This window comes from Microbacterium sp. bgisy189, from assembly GCF_965345345.1.
Taxonomy (GTDB): domain Bacteria; phylum Actinomycetota; class Actinomycetes; order Actinomycetales; family Microbacteriaceae; genus Microbacterium.
On the sequence record NZ_CBDRMZ010000009.1, the window covers coordinates 128,298 to 145,765 of the forward strand.

Here is a 17,468-nt window from a genome sequence, read left to right on the forward strand (position 1 = left end):
ATCGGCTTGCAGGGGTGTGCGATCCCGGAGCAGGTTTTCGAGACGGAAGAGTCCACGATGCTGGTGGAGTTCCCGCTGGCCGAGTCGAGGAGGATCGAACGACCACGATTTTTCCGATGGGCTTTCTAGGCTGACGGGTCTGAGCTTCGCAGGCGAAGCCGGTGCGCGAAGGTTGGGCGTAGACCACTACGCGAACCGCTGGGTGCGAAGTGGGAAGTCACCAGTGTTGAACGTGCGGCGAGACCTCTTTGCTCATTGCAATGGCCCCTGCGTGGATCCGATTGAGTTCCTTCTGAGGGCGACGCTATCTGGTCCGGCGTAGCCGCGAGATGAGGTGTCTCTCGGCCCAGCCGAGCATCTGTAGTGTGGAGTTGCCGCCACGTGTCGCACCGGGGCGGTCTTCTATGCCCACCCCAGGGGGATCTCGTCTTGTCGCACGCCGTTTCTCAGCCCGTCATCCGTTACCCGCGCGCGCATGTCGCCGCGATGGTCGTCGTCGCACTCGTCGCGTCGCTCCTGTCGGCGTTCGTTATCGCGTTGCCTGCCCGCGCCGCGCAGATCGTCGCGCTCGAGGCCTTTACAGACACCCCCACGCTCGCCGGTGAGCAAGGCAGCCTGCGCCTCGCCGTTTCGAACCCGACGGGCGAGGCGTGGTTCAACATGGCGGTCGCGGCGACGGTGCCGGCTGGCGTGAGTCTCGCCGACGGCGGCGCGATACTCGGAGTGACACCCGTCGCCTACACGAGCGCCGACGATTCCACGATCCCGGCGGGCGTCACACGCTACGTGTGGGAGGACATCGTCGACCTGCCCGCGGGCGCGGCTTTCTCGGCCGAGGTAGGACTCACAGTCGCACAGCCGGTGTTCGATGATTCCGGTTCAGCGACGACCAACGATGAGGCTTTGCACCCTGTGGGGTCGGACTTTGACATCTCCGTCACCGCCTACACCAGCACCGACCCGCGTCTGCTGCCCTGGTTCGCCGGGAGCTCGGCGAACGACCCGACCGCATCCGAAGCAGTGACGCATTCGAGCCCCGTGCGCACGCCCACCACCGAGATCACGTCGCTGCGGGTGACGAAGACCGAGCCAAGCCCCGAGGCTGAGCTATTGCGCGGCGTGCACGACTTCGCCACGACCTACACGATCCAGGTCGAGAACACCACGCAGGGTTCGACGAACGACGTCACTGTCACCGACTACCTGCCCGCTGGACTCGAGTTCCTCGGAAACGGGCAGGCCGACTACTCCGCCAACGAGGAGTACCCGGGTGCGGGCCCCATCAGTCACGCGGCACCGGCCGGTTACCGCACGCCGCAGACGATCGACACGATTGTCGCCGACGCGGCCCTCGCCGCCGAACGCGGCCTCGTCGAGGGTGCCGTCTACACGGCTGTCACGTGGGTGCTCGACCTGGAGCCCGGCGAGATCGCGCAGATCCCCTACCTCGCCGGCATCCCCCTGTATGAGAACGCGCTCTTCGACGGCACCGCGCCGAGCCCCGAGTCGCTCGAGCAGGCACCGAACCTCGACAACAACACCGGGGCGTCGACTCGTCACTCCGACGAGGGCACCCCCGCCACCGACGGCAACACCCTAACCAACGTTGCCACCGCCACCGGGCAGTACCAGGGAGTCGTGCGCACGGGCGCCGACCGCACCGCGACCGACGCCGATGACGAGACTGTCTTCGCGATGGATGTGCGGGTGCTCAAATCCGCCAACCGCGAGACGTTCGCCGCCGGCGAAGAAGTGACCTACACGCTGGATATCGCAGCCAGCGAGTACACGGACGCCTCACAGATCGAACTGATCGACCGCCTGGGGGACGGGCTCTGCCCAATAGTGCCCACGGGCACCGACGTGCGCACCGGCACCATCGAGGTGCCGACCCTGGGCGGCGGCGTCGAGACTTTCACCGGCGCTCCCGTCTCGGAGTTCCCCGCGACGTGCGAGCTCGTCCCCGCCGCGCCGAGTGTCGCCGGGCTGCAGTGGATCGCGTTTGACGCCGACAGCGGGCTCTTCTATGCCGGATTCACGATCGACACGATCCCCGCGGGGAACGACGCCCAGGTGCAGTACACCGCGCGCATGCGCACGAGCTACACCAAGGACGGCTCAGGCAACACCTCATCGACCGACGCGGTGGTCAACTCCGTCATTATGACGGGTGCGACCGACCCGACCCCGGCAGTCGCTGAGGTCACCGGTCCCGGCACCGAGTCGGTCGCCGATGACTCCGAGGCTGTGCTCACGTCGCGCCCCGACTCGATTTCGAAGCGCGTGCTGCCCTCCGACGTGCCCCTCGCGTCGGGCGACGACGTCTGCGCCGTTGATCAGGCCCTCTACTCCGACACGCTCGCGGGCGGCTTCGTGCAGGGCGACACCGTGTGCTACGAACTGCGCGTGAACTTCTCGGCCGACGCCGATTCACGAAACCCCATCATCACCGATGTGCTGCCCGCAGGCGTCTTCGTCGACCCCGCCGACATACGTGCAAGTGTTGTGGTGCCCGGCGATGGCACCACAACACTCGATCCCGACCAGTGGCAGGTCGACGGCGACCGGGTCGTGATCGAACCCGCCAGCGACGTGATCGACGGCGACCGCTTCGTGCGCCGCGGTTCGATCCTGATCGTGCACATCGCGGGAACCGTCGAGCAGTTCTCCGTCGATCCGCTGTCGCTCGACAAGCACGAGAACCTGATGAAGTTCCAGCAGGAGAACGTCGACGCCGTCATCACGTTCGCCCGCACGCAGGCCGACATCGAGGTGCAAGCAGGCCTGCAGCTGAGCAAGGGCATCGCGGGCGTCAATGGCGACACCGTCGACGGTGCCGCTGGATGTGATGGCACCCTGCCCGACTGCGACAGTGTTCAGGTGGCGCAGGGAGACCGTGTTGGCTATCGGATCGACCTCTCGGGCGGACCGACCTCGGTGACCGACCCGACGCTGGTCGGCGCCACCTACGCGGTGTCGGATGTCGTGGTGTGGGACCGCCTGCCCGACGCGATCCAGCAGCTGATCAACGTCGATTCCGCTGTCATCTCCGAGCTCGACGTCGACGCCTCCGACGATGGCGAGCTGCTTCTGTCGGGTGATCCCGGCTACCCGGACGATGCGCCCGACGACCAGCCCGCGCTCGTCGTATGGCAGGGCGTCGGCGCCGCAGCCAACGAGGTCAGGACGCTCACCTACGACCTGACGATCCCTGTCGGCCTGCTGATCGACACCGACCACGTCAACACCGCGTCGATCATCGCCTACGCGGTCGGCGCGAACGGCGGCGGGCAAACCTCGATCCGTCCCGACGGCTCGCTCTCGACCGCAGAGAGCAACGCGCCGGGCGAGGGCACGCGCGACACGAGCGATGTGCACCTGCCTGCAGCATCCATCGACAAGCAGCTCGTGACGACCGAGATCGGCGCGCTCACAAGCGACATCGACACCCTGAACACCAACGCGGTGATCGTGCAAGGCGAGCGGGCCACGTTCCGGTACTCCGTCACGATCCCCGCGCACACGTCTGTCGAGAACGGCGTGCTGAGCGATGGGGGCGTGCTGCACATCGGGAGCGCGACCGGGACGGTGGCCGGCACGACCCTCGTGGGGTCGACGACGGCCAAGCCCGCCGGCGTCGCCGACGACGACTGGGACGACTTCGTCTTCGACGCGGCCACCGGCGCCTTGTCCTTCCCCGACCTCTACACCAACAACACCGACGCCGACCAGGTCTTCTCGATTGACCTGACGTTGTGGGTGACCGACCGCGACGCGAGCAACCCGTTACGAAACCCCAACATCGCCAACAATGCGACGCTGTTCAACACGGCGACCTTCGAGAGCGATTCCTGGGACGGCTCGGACAGCGCCACGGTGCAGTATCGCGAGCCGAACCTGCAGATCAACAAGTCCGCCGACCCCGCAAGCGACGTCTCGATCGGCAGCCCTGTCGAGTACGAGCTGCGGGTCACGAACACCAACCGGGTCAAGGCCTACGACGTCGAGGTGATCGACACCGTTCCCGAGGGCCTGATCGTGGATGCTGCCACCATCTCGGGAGGCGGTGTTCTGACAGGTGTGGACCCGGCGACGGGCGGCGGTACCATCACGTGGCAGATCGCCGAGGTGCCGGCCACCGCGACGCTGATCTACGAGGCCTCGATCGACCCCGACACGGGCGGCGGCCAGAGCTACGAGAACGTCGCCGACGTGACCGGCTACACGCTGCCCGCGACGCTCGACGGCGACGACACGACAGCCCGCCGCGGCGACCGCGTCGACACCGATGAGCAAGTCATCACGGCCACCACCGCCGGCATCGTCAAGGGTGTGCTCGTGGGTGCCGGGGCCTACGGCGAGAGCGCCACGGCCCCGATCGGCGAGACCGCCGAGTATTCGGTCGAGGTCACCCTGCAGCCGAACATCAACTACTACGATCCCGTGATTCGCGACGTGTTGCCCGAGGGCGCCGCTCTCGTCGAGGCCAGCGTCTCGGGTCCCGATGAGACGAGCGCCACCGACACGATCACCGGCGAGTGGGCGCGCAGTTACGACGCGGGCTCTCGCACGTGGTCGTGGGCGTACGACGGCGACATCGCCAGCGACCCCGAAACCCGCACACTCACCCTCACCTACGACGTGCTGCTCTCGGATGCAACCCCGGATGACGTGACCGCACTGCCCAACACGGCGACCTTCGCGTGGACGACGCAGTCGGGTGGCGGCGATCCGCAGGGCGTCACCGACACCGCGACGGTGACGATTCTCGACCCCGTCGTCGAGGTCGCGAAGACCGTCGACGACGCGGCGGCGATCGATGTCGTGCCCGGCGACGAGTTCACCTATCGCCTGGTCGTGACCAACACCGGCAACACCCCCGCATACAACCTCGTGATCACCGACGTTGTGCCCGAGGGCATCGTCGTCGACGCCGCCACGATCAGCGACGGCGGTGTGCTCACCGGCGCCGGCGCGAACGGGGGCGGCACGATCACCTGGATGGCGGGCACGGCGGACGCCGAGGCCCTCGACGGACCCCTGCATGAGCAGGGATCGAGCGCGACCCCGGTAGAGATCGAGTTGACGTACGACGCGACGCTGGCAGCATCCACCGCCATCGACACGGACGCGCTGGTCAACACCGTCACGCCGACGTCGTGGGAGTCGTTCGACGAGGGGGGCCGCGAGTACGGCCCTGGTGAGAGCGACACCGCGTCGGTGGAGCCCCTCTTTCCGTTCGTCGAAGCCGCGAAGGCGGTCGCCGACGGCGACACAGCCTACGAGGGCGACGCATTCGGCTGGGTGCTCACCGCCACGAACACCGGGAACGCCGCCGCGCAGACGGTCACGCTGACCGATGAGCTTCCCCTCAACTGGCAGTACACTGCGACGTCGGCGATCACGGTCGACGGGGTGGCCGTCACCGGGTCGCTCGCGCCCACTGTGACCGGTGCGCCCGCGACCGGCCAGAGCCTGCAGTGGACGTTCGGTTCTGAGTCCGGCGCCGAGGTGCTGCCGGTGGACGGCGTCATCGAGATCCGTTTCACCGCGACGCCGCTCGAGGACGCGCTGACCGACGCGGGCGTGACCCTTCCGGATGGGACGGCCGTACCGCACACCAACACGGTGGCGGTCGCTGCGACCGACCCGACGGGTGCCGAGGGCAACGCCGAAGGACCATACGCCGGCCCCGACGCCGACGCCGACGCCTACCTGCGCTCCGCCGACCTCGCGGTCGACAAGACCGCCGCAGACCGCGTGGTCGCGGGTTCGGGTGAGGTCGAGGGCTGGAGCATCGAGGTCACCAACAACGGCCCCGACACCGCGGCGGGCCCCATCGTCGTCACCGACGAGACCGCGCCGCTGCCCGAGGGCATCGCCGTGACCGGCGCCGCGGGCGAGGGATGGAGCTGCACGGTGCCCGTGCGCGCCGGCGACGGCACGACGACTCTCGAGTGCCTGCGCACCGACGAGACCGAGTCGCTCGATGCGGGCGCGTCGTTCGCCGAGATCGTCGTGTCGATCGAGGTCGATGCCGATGTGGATGTCGCGGCGCTGGCCGCCGACGCAGTCTCGAACACCGCCGAGGTGGAGGGGCGCACGTCCGACCCGGTGCCGACGAACAACAGCTCGACCGACGTGCTGCCGATCGAGGCTGAGGCCGACCTGAGCGTCGTCAAGACGGTCACGACCGCTGACGTGCTTGCCGGTGCACCGATCACCTGGCAGATCGCGCCGACCAACAATGGTGACTCCGTGTCGCTGAGCCCAGAGGGCGACCGCATCACGATCACAGACACAGTGCCCGCGGGGGTGACGGACGTCACGGTCACCCCGTCGTCGCCGTGGACGGCGACCGCCGAGAACGGCTTCCCCGCCCAGGCGGGCGATGAGATCGTCCTCACTTACGCCGCCGACGCGATGCCGGTGGGCGCCGCGCCGACGATCCTCGTCACAGGCACGATCGACTCCGGCTTTGGCGAGGGTGACGAACTGGTCAACACGGCTGAGATCGCGCCCGGTTCGACGACCGACCCAGACCCCGACAACAACGTCTCGACGGTCGAGGTCACTCCGGGCTCGGAGGCGACGCTCGCGGTCGCCAAGACCCGCGTGGTGTTCTCGGGCGGCGCGTGGGTGGATGCGGCGTCGCTCGACCCGGTGCCGCCTTTCGAGGCCGGCGATCCCGTGTCTTACCGCATCGCCGTGACGAACGATGGTCCCGCCGACGCGCGGGGTGTGCAGGTGCGCGACGAGGCACCCGACGGGCTGACGTATGCGTCGCACGAAGGCTTGTCGGGGGCGTCCTGGGCGCGCACCGACGGGCCGGCCACAGGAGATCAGGTATTCGGACTTGGGGCCGATCTGATCGCAGGGGCCACGGCATCCCTCATCGTGACGTTCGACAGCGATGCGGCCCTCGAGGGCGACATCGTCAACACCGCGGTGGCCTCGGCGACCAACGGGGTGAACGAGCCCGAGGACGTCGACGACACCGGATCGACACGTGTTGCCGACCTGGCGATCGAGAAGTCGCATACGGGTGAGGCGATCGCCGGGGCGACGCTCGAGTACACGCTCGTCGTCACCAACGAGGGGCCCAGCGTGTCGTCGGGACCCATCGAGATCGTCGACACCCTACCCGCGGGCATGAGCTACGCGGCCGATTCGGCGACCGTCGCCGTGGCCGGCGGAGCCGCCACCGCGGTCGAGCCCGCCGAGGCGGGCGCACAGCTGACCTGGTCGGTGGGCGACGCCTCGACGACGCTAGGCGTAGGGGAGCAGATCATGATCGTCTTCACCGTCGATCTCGCCGACGTCATGCCCGCACAGTTGGGGCTCGAGAACGTCGCCACCGTCGACGGGCCCGAAGATCCGAACCCCGACAACGATCGCGCGGCCGACCCGACCGACATCATCACGCAGGCCGACATGACGATCGTGAAGGACGTCGAGGCGGGCCCGTGGGTGGCCGGCACCGAAGTGCAGTACCAGATCACGATCGACAACGCAGGCCCCTCTGTCGCCGACGCCCGCATCGCAGATGTCGTGCCCGCGGGGCTGAGTGTGACCGCGATGTCGGGAACAGGCTGGGCCTGCGACGTCGACACCGCCGTCTGCGAGTTCGACGGGCATCCCGTCGGAGAAACGACGATAGCCGTCACCGCGCTCGTTGACGCCGCCACGCTGCAGGGTTCGGTACTCGAGAACGTCGCTGAGCTGACGTGGACCGACAGCCGCGGTGCGCACAGCCAAGACGACCCGGCCGAGATCACCGTCGACGCCCGTGCCGACCTGGGCATCGTCAAGACGGCGGTCGACGCCGACGGCAACCCGGTCACCGAGGTCATCGCCGGCGACCAGGTGCGCTACCTGCTCGAGGTGCACAATCACGGCCCGTCGGATGCTGTCGGCCCGATCGTCGTGACCGACCAGCTGCCGTTGGGCTTCACCTTTGCTTCGGTCGCCGCGTCGGAGTGGGTGTGCGAGGCATCTGCCACAGTCGAGGGTGAGGTGGTGTGCGAGCTGGATGTCGCACGCCTGGCGGCGGGAGTAACGGCGCCGGCGATCACGCTGCTGATCGACGTCGACCCGGCCGTCGCCGAGGGTGTGCACACCAACACCGCCGTCGTGTCGTCTCAAACGACCGAGCCGGACCCTGACCCGAACCCGAACACCGACGACGCCACTGTCGACGTCGTGCAGCGCGTGGCGCTGAGCGTCGTCAAGACGCACGACGCCGCATCCGTCGTCGTGGGAGGCGAGCTCGCGTTCGAGATCGCCGTGTCGTCGGCGGGGCCGTCGACCGCAACAGGCGTGACCGTCACCGAAACGCTGCCCGCGGGGCTCGAGTACGTTGGGTTTGAAGGGACGGACTGGAACGAGGTCTCGGTCACCGGTGATGCCGCGACCGGCACGGTGGTCGAGTACTCGCTCGCAAGCGCGATCGAGCCGGGCGGCGCGGCTCCCTCGCTCGAGGTGACTGTGCTCGTGCTTCCCGAGGCCTACCCGGGCGTGACGAACATCGTTGAGGCCAGCGCCACCCAGCCGCCGATCGACCCCGATGTGCCGGTGACCGATGACGACGAGATCGTCGTGCCGGGTCTGTCAACCCTGGTTGTCGACAAGACCGCCCGTGCGGGTGCGTGGCAGGAAGGCGGCACTGGGTCGTTCACGATCTCGTTGCGCAACGACGGGCCGACGGCCGATCCTGGCCCGATCACGGTGACCGACACGATGCCGCGCGGGCTGACCGCTCAGTCGTCGTCGTCGACAGATGCAAGGGTGGAATGCGTCACGGAGTCTGGTTCGGTCGTGTGCACACTGGCCGACGGACTCGCGGTCGGGGCCTCGATCACGATCGTGATCGACGTGGCGATCGGTCGCGGTGCGCACCCAGCTGTCGCGAACGTCGTGACGGTGGCGACCCCGACAGCGCAGACCGGGGACGCCGTGCTCAACGCGACGGCGTCTGTCGAGGTCGCGGCCGATCCGCTGGCCAACACCGGCAGCTCGCCCGTGTGGCTGCCGCTCGGTGCTCTCGCGCTGCTGCTGATGGCGCTCGGCCTGTGGATGATCGTGATCCGTCGCCGCCGCGAGGTCCTGGTTTGATCCGAGCCGCCGTCTGACCCGAACCCCGCCGTTGCCGCTGTAGCGGCGGGGTTCGGCCGTAAAGAAGTCAAAGAGGCAACAGGCCAGCGGTGCAGGCGGGATCCGCATCCCGTCCAGAAGCGTCCTGACACAGAATCGCGCACGCATCGTTTCCGCGATGTCGCAGATCGAAAAGCAACTCTCGTGAGACAAAATGCCCTCTCGCAGTGAGCACGTCTGTCGATGACAGTCCAGTCAGTCGTGTCGCGGTGGCCCAACTGGCGTGAGAGTCGACCTGAGCGTCAAGCGCCAGAAGTGGCGTGTTTTGTAAGCAGCTCACTGATCCCGCCACCAGCGGCTGCTATGGCCCTTGCTGCTGGATCGTGCACGACCGCGCGCCGGCCAGATCCGGGTCGTCGTAGTCCTTGGAGAATCCGTCTAGCGAGATGCCGATCGATGGGGCGAAACGGTGGTCATCACGATCACAGACGGTGCCGACGACATCGCTTCCGCAGAGGACGGGCCTCTCCGGGTGCCACGGGCCCCGTAGCGGGTCGGTGCTGCGTTCGATGAGGCCGGGGCGTGTGCGAGCGTCTCGACCGCGAGGGGGCCGACGACGGAGACCGGCGAGAGCGCTACCTGGCCTGCGAAGACAGTGTGTCCCTCGCCGGTTCGTGGGGCGAGACGAGCGCGTCGAGATCGGTCACGGACCCATGATCGAGCAGGCCGTGGACATTGCGGAGTGGTTCACCCGCGGTTCTGGATTGTGTCGATCAGTGAGTGCGCTGTAGCGGGCGTTGCTCGCCACCACGGCCTCCGCCCACCGGGTCGCGGCCGTGATGTGCAGGCCGGTGAGGCGCGCGATCACGGGGGCGGGCAACTCCTGGGCGAGGGAGGCCAGGGCGCCGGCGCGGGTATGACGGGCACGGATGCCGAACTTTGCCAGCCGGTCGGTGAGGGAGTCGCGGGAGAGTGGTGCGCCGTGATGCTGTCCGGGAAACAGCCAGTCGGATTCGCCGGCGTCGGTGAGCAGGCGCGGCGCGTCGCGGTGCGCGCGGGCAGCGATCGCGAGTTGTCCGATCGCCTCGGGCAGCTCCAACGGATCCGGCCCGAGCCGGATCATCACCGGGTCTGCTGCGGTGATGTCCGTCACGCGCAGTAGGTGCAGTCGGGCCACCGGGATTCCGAACAGGAGCAGCAGCGCGCCCGCGAGCCGGGTCCGGGGATCGTCACCGCGAGCGGTGAGCACTCCGCCGAGCAGCTCCCAGCGCTCGTCGACGCTGGCGCCGGTGGGTGTGTTCGAGGTGCGGCCCAGGGGAGGGACGTGCAGGCGCGGGCAGGTGCCGCTACGGGCCGCCCACTCAAGGAACGCCGCGACGCGCCGGCGAAGTGGTGGTCCGTCTAGGAGCCAGAGATCCAGTCGCGGCTGATCGAGAACGGCCAACGACTCTGAGCGGCCGGTGAGCCAGCTCATGAGGTCGAGGACTCGTAGCAGTTCCTGCCTGCGTCCGTTCGACTGCGATGGCGTGACCTGATCGGTCTGGTCGCGCAACTGCCGCAGATGACGCCAGCGGACGTACCGGTCGAACAGGCGGCGATGATCTGGGTTGACGATCTGCGCCGATCGAACCTGGCACCAGGTGTCGAACCGGACCAGCTGCTCGTCTCGCGCAGGGATCAGTCCATGCTCGGCCAGCAACGCCCGAACAGGGGCCGTCGACCCTGGACTGCCCAGCCGATCCAGCAGCGCGTGACTCAGCAGCTCCCCACCGGAGAGGGCCTCCCGCAGGATCGCGACCGTCGTGTTGCGGCGGAAGGCGTCCAGGGTACGTCGCTCGTCCGCGGCCAGGAACCGGTCGCGTAGTGGCCCGAGCATCGGATTGGCCGCCACGACATCGTCCGATAGCAACTCGCGGATCTTGTCGTCGGCGTAGCAACGATCACACCAACGGCGGCGATGCAGCCGACCGTGCGCCCCGCAGCGACGGCAGTCCCGGAACATCAACGGGCTGGTCCGGGCGCAACGCTGGCAGAGCGGACCCTTGTCGGTGCGCGCGCTCACCCGCGCGTCGCGGCCGCAGCCGATGCACGCCTCCACAATGTGCGGGGCGCAGGACCAGCAAAGCGGCTCCCCGTCCGGGGTGTGCCGAATCGGGAGCACCACCCGTGCGCAGACTGAGCACGGTTTGCGCTGGAGCGCGCAGGGCGTGCAGATCGCCTTCGCCGTGCTCGCGAAGCGACATTCCCGTTCCCGACCGCAACGGTGGCAGACATCGACGCGCGCGGCCGCGTAGCAGCCCACGCAGATCGCCTTCGATGTGCCGGGGAACCTGCATCGACCCGAGGTGCCGCAGACCGTGCAGACATCGGCGCCGGGCGCTGTCCGGCATCCGGAACACATCGGCCCGTCCGGAGTACGCACCGCGATCAGCCGGTGAATCCCGCAGCCGATGCACTCCGCGGAGGATTCGGGCAGCCGGTTCGTGCAGCTCTGGCAGAATCGGTCCCCGTTGGGACGCCGGAGCTCCAAATGGGCCGTGTCCCCGCATCCGTCGCAGACCGCCATATGCCCGGCCTTGTAGCAGGCGCGGCAGCACATCCGCCCGTTGAGTCGGTCCGGGAGCCTTCCGATCCGGCCGCAGTGCCCGCAGGCCAGGGCTCGCACCCGGGCGCCGAGACCACGCAGCCGCTCGTAGAACGTTGCGAACAAGACCGACGCCGCGGGCGGGTCGGCGATCCAGTTGACGCCGAACAACTCGCATTCCAGCGCGAGTCGCAACCTGCGATCCGCTTTCCATCCCTCGGTCGCGCTCAGCATCATGCTGAGAGTCCCGCCGGGAATCTGTTCGGCCACGAACCGATCCAGGCGCTCGTCGGCAACACCCTTCAGCGCACGCCAACAAGAGCGGCAGTACGCCCGGTCGCCTACCTGCGCGTGCCGCAACTGCCCATTCCGCTCACATTCGACGCAGTCGATCAGCACCGCCAGGCGTGCCCGCCCGCAGGCCTCGCAGATCCGGTCCAAGCCGTCCCGACGACTCAGCAGCACGACACGACCGCAGTGTGCGCAGCCCGGCGGGCGAACGGTTCTCGCGCCGGCGGCGGCGAGGTCGAGCAGGATGCGATCCAGCAGCCGCGGGATCCGCGTCGACCCCGAGAGCAGCATCCCCGGATCCTCGGTCAACTGTGCAAGCAGACGCCGCCCTGCGGGTTCCTGGAGGACCGTGCGGTCCACGACTCCCGCGATCACCTTCCGAGCAACCGTCTTCTCGACCTCCGTGATCGCTGCGACCAGGGCGTCGCGGACCTCGTCACCCATCCTTGGGGAGCACGCGCGCCCGCGGTGGGCGCAGGCCCTTCGCGCGCAGCATCGCCGCGCCGCGCGCGGGCTGGTCCTCACCGTCGGTGCCGGTCGCCGCCGCGGATGCCCCCAGGTCGACCTTGCGGACCAGCTCGTCCGCGCTGCACTCGAAGATGTCCATCAACGCGACCAGCACGTGCATATTCAGCCGTTCCGGCTTGTCCGTCGCTAACCGGTAGATCTGACTCGCCGACAATTCGATCCCACGCTCGCGCAGCAACGGCACCAGCTTCGACGTCGCGAAGATCCCCGACGCCGCCATCACCTCACGCAACCGCCACTCATACCCGATCACCTTCATCGGCCCCTCCTTCCTCCTGCGGCCGCAGCCGCCCCAACGCGTCCCGCATCATCTTGTTCGCGAAGTCGCCACTGACCCCGGTGTAGATCGACGTCGTTGACTGGTGCTGATGCCCGACCTGCCGCTGCACGAACACCGGATCAACCCCCTCCTCGATCAGATGCGTTACATAGCTATGGCGCAAAGCGTGCGGAGACAGCACCCGGTCGAACCCGAGATCTTCCCGATAGGCGGCGAACCGGTCCGATAGTTCCCGCGTGCGCAGCCTGGTGCCGCGCTCCGAAAACCACATCGCCCGCTCACCATCCGGCCGCATAAGTGGCCAGACGTTATCCAGATAGTCCTGCACCGCCTCCACCGCCCAGTCCCGCAACGTGACCACCGAGCGACGCTTGGGCGGGCCACCCTTGGACGCTTTTCCATAACGGACGTGCAGCATCCCGAACTCGCCGAACTCTGGCGCGTGCGCGTTGCGGTAGAAGTCGGTCACATCCAGATGGACCGCCTCGTTCGCCCGCAACCCCCACGCGTACATCACCCGCAGCAGCACCGCATCCCGATACGCCGGAAGTGCACCCTTGCGGCCACTCTCGAGGCACCGATCGACCTCCGAGTCGGCACGGTCAAACAACGCCTGCAACTCGGACCGGGTCAACGGTCGCCGCCCCGGCCGGCCTTCGTAGTTCTGCAGATGCCGGGTCGTGTTCCAGTCGTGACAGACCTGCACCGGGTGCGTCCCGAACCGCAGTTCACACTCCGCCGCCCACCCGTAGTGCTCCGATATCAAATACTCGCAGAACTGTCGTACAGCCTGCTGATAGCCGCGGATCGTCGACGGCGCCAAGTGCCGTACCGTCACCAGATCCAGCATCCACTCGTCGAACAAGCCCGCCGACCACAACCACGGCCACGAGCCTGCGTGCGCATGGAACTGCCGCACCGCGCGCACCGTTCCGGCCACATAGTCTTCGCGCAGCCCGCGCCCGCCCATCAGTTGCGCCCGCCAGCCCGTCACCATCGCCTCGAACACAGTCTCCTCGGCACGCAGGAACGAGATACCCGAGGCCAGATACAACCCCGCCACGCCATGCGCCACCAGCCCTGAAACCACCCGGATCGCTCCCATCAAACGCATACAACATGCATTAAACGCGAAGAATCGAATTGAAAGCAAATCGTACCCAGTCAGGAAGCGGCACCAACGATGTTCGCAGTACGATCAAGGTCACCTAGAGCCTGCAGGAATCTGCATCAGACGCAATAGGGCGCGCTTGTTGCCATCGTCGGTGCCCGCGCCGCGTCGGAATACGGCGAGCACGTGGCGGGAGAACTCGCATCTGGACTGGCCGAGGCCGGTGTCGCGGTCATCTCGGGCGCCGCGTACGGCATCGACGCCTCCGCACACCGGGCTGCGCTCGCTGCCGGAGGGACGACGCTGGCGGTACTCGCGGGCGGAGCAGATCGCTCCTACCCGGTCGGCAACACCACCCTGATCGACCGGATCGCAGAACACGGCGCGGTCGTGTCCGAAGCGCCGTGCGGCACGTCGCCGAGCAAGTGGCGCTTCCTGTCGCGCAACAGGGTGATTGCCGCGCTGTCCGATGTGACGATCGTCGTCGAAGCGGGCCGGCGCAGCGGTTCGCTCAATACCGCAGGCCACGCTGCGACGCTCGGCAGACCGCTCGGTGCGGTTCCGGGACCGGTCACGAGCGCTGGGTCGGCGGGTTGCCATCGGCTGCTGCGCGAATACGACGCGACGTGTGTGACCGGGCTCGACGACGTTCGCGAACTGCTCGGATTCGACGCAGGGCAGCCCGATCACGGCGGCGGACGCACTGACGACAGCACACGTGTGCTCGACGCGCTGTCCTCACGTACGGCTCGCACCGTGGACGAGATCGCGCGCCGTTGTGGGATGGCCCCCGACGAATGCGGCGGGCTGCTCGCACTGCTCGAGCTGGCAGGCGCCGCCGTGCGCGACGACGTCGGAGGGTGGCGGCGCTCCGGCGGCGCGCGTTGACGCGGTGCGCCTGCGTCGGCTGTCGGCTGAGCGCGGCATGCTGGTGGCATGCTGCTGCTGGACGCGATCGACGCCTACTGTGCGCACCTTGCGCGTGTACGCAGGCTCTCGCCCGCGACCGTGCGTGCGTACCGAGGCGATCTGAGCGACCTGGCCGATCACGTCGGACCGTTGGATGTCGGCGGCGTCGACCTCGAACATCTTCGCGACTGGCTCTGGCGAGCGACACAGCGTGGCGACGCTCGAAGCACGCTCGCGCGCCGGACGGCTGCGGTTCGCGGGTTCTTCGCGTGGTGCGTCGAGGAGGAGATCGTCCCGCTCGACCCCGCGCTGCGCCTGTCGGCGCCCAAACGCGGCCGCACCCTGCCGAAGGTCGCGACCGCAGCGACGATGTCGAACGTGCTCGATCATCTCCGGGTGCGGGCAGATGACGGCGATCCGGTCGCACTGCGGGATGCAGCGGTGCTCGAACTGCTCTACGGTGCCGCGATCCGCGTGTCTGAGCTCGTCGGACTCGACGTCGACGATCTCGACCGGACGCGCGGCACGGCGCGCGTGCTCGGGAAGGGCGGCAAGGAACGCGTCGTGCCGTTCGGGGCTCCTGCGGCCGCGGCACTGGATCACTACCTCGTTCGGGGTCGCCCGGCCCTCCGCAACGAGGGCGCGGCGGGCCGGGCGCTGTTCCTCGGCTCGCGCGGCGGGCGGCTCGGCACCCGTGCCGTGCACGACATCGTCACGCGCGTCCTGGGACCTGCGCTCGGTGAAACGGCGGTCGGACCGCACACGCTGCGCCACTCCGCAGCCACGCACCTGCTCGACGGCGGCGCCGATCTGCGCGCGGTTCAGGAGTTGCTCGGGCACGCCAGCCTGGGGACGACGCAGATTTACACGCACGTGAGCGCTGAAAAGCTGCAGACCGCCTACCGGCTGGCACATCCTCGCGCGTGAGGCGGGGGCCCCTCAGCAACACGGCAGCAGGACTGCGCGCACGCTCGCACCGTACATGCGCATCGGGTCGACGTACTCGCCGTGCAGTCGCAGGCCGAGATGGACGGTCCCTGCCGCTGAGTGGCCGCCGGTGGCGACGGTCGCGATGCGCATGCCCGGTTCGACCTGCGTGCCGACGTGCACGTCACTGAGCACCGGTTCCAGCGTGGTGACGAAGCCGTCCCCGTGGTCGATCGTCAGCAGCGGTCTGCCCGCAACCGCCCCGCTGAACGCGACCACGCCGGATGCCGGTGCGACAACCGGCGTTCCCACTGCGGCCGCGAGGTCGGCACCGCGGTGCCCCGGTCCGTAGCGATGAGCCGGAGCGCGGAACGGCTCGACGACGCGGCCATCGACCGGACGGACCCAGGACATGTGGGATGGGCTGTCCGCCGCGACCGGCCCAACCGCTGCCGTTGCGGGCACGACGCCGGCGAATGCGAACACAAACAGAACCACGAGCGTGACGCGAACAGGATTGCGCATGCCGATCAGTGTCGCGAACACGCCGGCATCGCACTCGAGCGCACCCCTGATCTGGGCAGAATCCGCACTCGACCGCGGCTGGGGAGGAGGCGGCGCGCTGATACACTGAAGACGCACCCCGCTCGTCGGGGTGACTACGCGTGCCCAGAGCAGGCGATCCCCGGATCGCGTGCGGCACCGCTCCCGAGGTCTCCCGCTGTGGCGGGAGCGGGCGCGGGCCGGGCACCAGGATCACCGCAATCGCGGCGAGAACAACCGAAATCGGCGTCATCGTGCGCCAGAACAGGAGAACGGCCATGGCCGTCGTCACCATTCGCCAGCTGCTCGACAGCGGCGTCCACTTCGGGCACCAGACCCGCCGCTGGAACCCGAAAGTCAAGCGCTTCATTCTGACGGAGCGCTCCGGCATCCACATCATCGACCTGCAGCAGTCGCTGTCGTACATCGACCGCGCCTACGAGTACGTCAAGGAGACGGTCGCCCACGGTGGCACCGTGCTGTTCGTCGGCACCAAGAAGCAGGCGCAGGAAGTCATCGCCGAGCAGGCGACCCGCGTCGGCCAGCCGTTCGTGAACCAGCGCTGGCTCGGCGGTCTGCTCACCAACTTCTCGACGGTCAGCAAGCGCCTCGCCCGCATGAAGGAGCTCGAGGAGCTCGACTTCGAGAACCCGGCCGAGAGCGGCTTCACGAAGAAGGAGCTCCTGCTCAAGAAGCGTGAGCTCGACAAGCTGCACAAGTCGCTCGGCGGTATCCGCAACCTGCAGAAGACGCCGTCGGCCATCTGGGTCGTCGACGCCAAGCGCGAGCACCTCGCCATCGACGAGGCCCGCAAGCTCGGCATCCCCGTCATCGGCATCCTCGACACGAACGCCGACCCCGACGAGTTCCAGTTCCCGATCCCCGGCAACGACGACGCGATCCGCTCGGTCAGCCTGCTGACGCGCATCATCGCGGACGCTGCGGCCGAGGGACTCATCCAGCGCCACAACCCGACGGACGAGTCGGCCGAGCCGCTGGCCGACTGGGAGCGCGAGCTGCTCGAGCAGGGCGGCGACGCGCCGGCCGCGGACGTCGCAGAGGTCGAGACCGCCGCGACGGAATCCGCAGCGGACGAGGCCGGTGCTGAGACCGCCGCTGAGGCGACCGAGGCCGTTGCCGACGCTCCCGCCGGCGAGGCCACCGAAGCCGAGGCTGAGAAGGCCGCGCAGTAATCACCCTTT

Annotated in this window: 7 protein-coding genes and 1 pseudogene; 4 read left to right on the top strand and 4 right to left on the bottom strand. The window is 68.3% G+C overall.

From position 1 onward, the window contains the following. Positions 1-429 precede the first annotated feature (429 nt). Positions 430-9,114: an LPXTG cell wall anchor domain-containing protein gene (locus tag ACSF8R_RS12080; protein WP_434812126.1), complete on the top strand. Its 8,685-nt coding sequence runs from the start codon at positions 430-432 to the stop codon at positions 9,112-9,114. Between the two features lie 682 nt (positions 9,115-9,796). Here ACSF8R_RS12080 and ACSF8R_RS12085 read toward each other — a convergent pair. From ACSF8R_RS12085 to ACSF8R_RS12095, 3 genes are read right to left on the bottom strand one after another with little or no spacing between them, the layout of a single operon-like run. Next, complete coding sequence (locus ACSF8R_RS12085) at positions 9,797-12,412, bottom strand: hypothetical protein (protein ID WP_131490953.1); 2,616 nt, start codon at positions 12,410-12,412, stop codon at positions 9,797-9,799. Then, positions 12,405-12,755, bottom strand: a complete 351-nt coding sequence (locus tag ACSF8R_RS12090; RefSeq protein ID WP_131490954.1) for a helix-turn-helix domain-containing protein — start codon at positions 12,753-12,755, stop codon at positions 12,405-12,407. The genes ACSF8R_RS12085 and ACSF8R_RS12090 overlap by 8 nt, the downstream gene beginning before the upstream one ends. Then, positions 12,736-13,881, bottom strand: a complete 1,146-nt coding sequence (locus ACSF8R_RS12095) for a tyrosine-type recombinase/integrase (protein ID WP_205802283.1) — start codon at positions 13,879-13,881, stop codon at positions 12,736-12,738. The genes ACSF8R_RS12090 and ACSF8R_RS12095 overlap by 20 nt, the downstream gene beginning before the upstream one ends. Before the next feature lie 147 nt (positions 13,882-14,028). Between ACSF8R_RS12095 and ACSF8R_RS12100 the strand changes: the two are divergent. Together ACSF8R_RS12100 and ACSF8R_RS12105 are read left to right on the top strand one after the other, a co-directional pair. Beyond that, positions 14,029-14,775, top strand: a pseudogene (locus tag ACSF8R_RS12100) (DNA-processing protein DprA); the annotation flags it as partial. Positions 14,776-14,823: 48 nt separating this feature from the next. Further along, positions 14,824-15,723, top strand: coding sequence for a tyrosine recombinase XerC (locus ACSF8R_RS12105; RefSeq protein WP_434812127.1), 900 nt, complete (start codon positions 14,824-14,826; stop codon positions 15,721-15,723). 12 nt (positions 15,724-15,735) lie between these two features. Here the strand turns inward: ACSF8R_RS12105 and ACSF8R_RS12110 are convergent, their stop codons facing one another. Further along, complete coding sequence (locus tag ACSF8R_RS12110; protein ID WP_434812128.1) at positions 15,736-16,137, bottom strand: murein hydrolase activator EnvC family protein; 402 nt, start codon at positions 16,135-16,137, stop codon at positions 15,736-15,738. A 407-nt stretch (positions 16,138-16,544) separates the two neighbouring features. On the opposite strand from ACSF8R_RS12110, the gene rpsB reads away from it, so the two are divergent. After that, the gene (rpsB, locus tag ACSF8R_RS12115) at positions 16,545-17,459 is read left to right on the top strand and encodes a 30S ribosomal protein S2 (RefSeq protein WP_434812129.1); all 915 of its coding nucleotides are present in this window, start codon (positions 16,545-16,547) and stop codon (positions 17,457-17,459) included. The last annotated feature ends 9 nt before the right edge of the window (positions 17,460-17,468 follow it).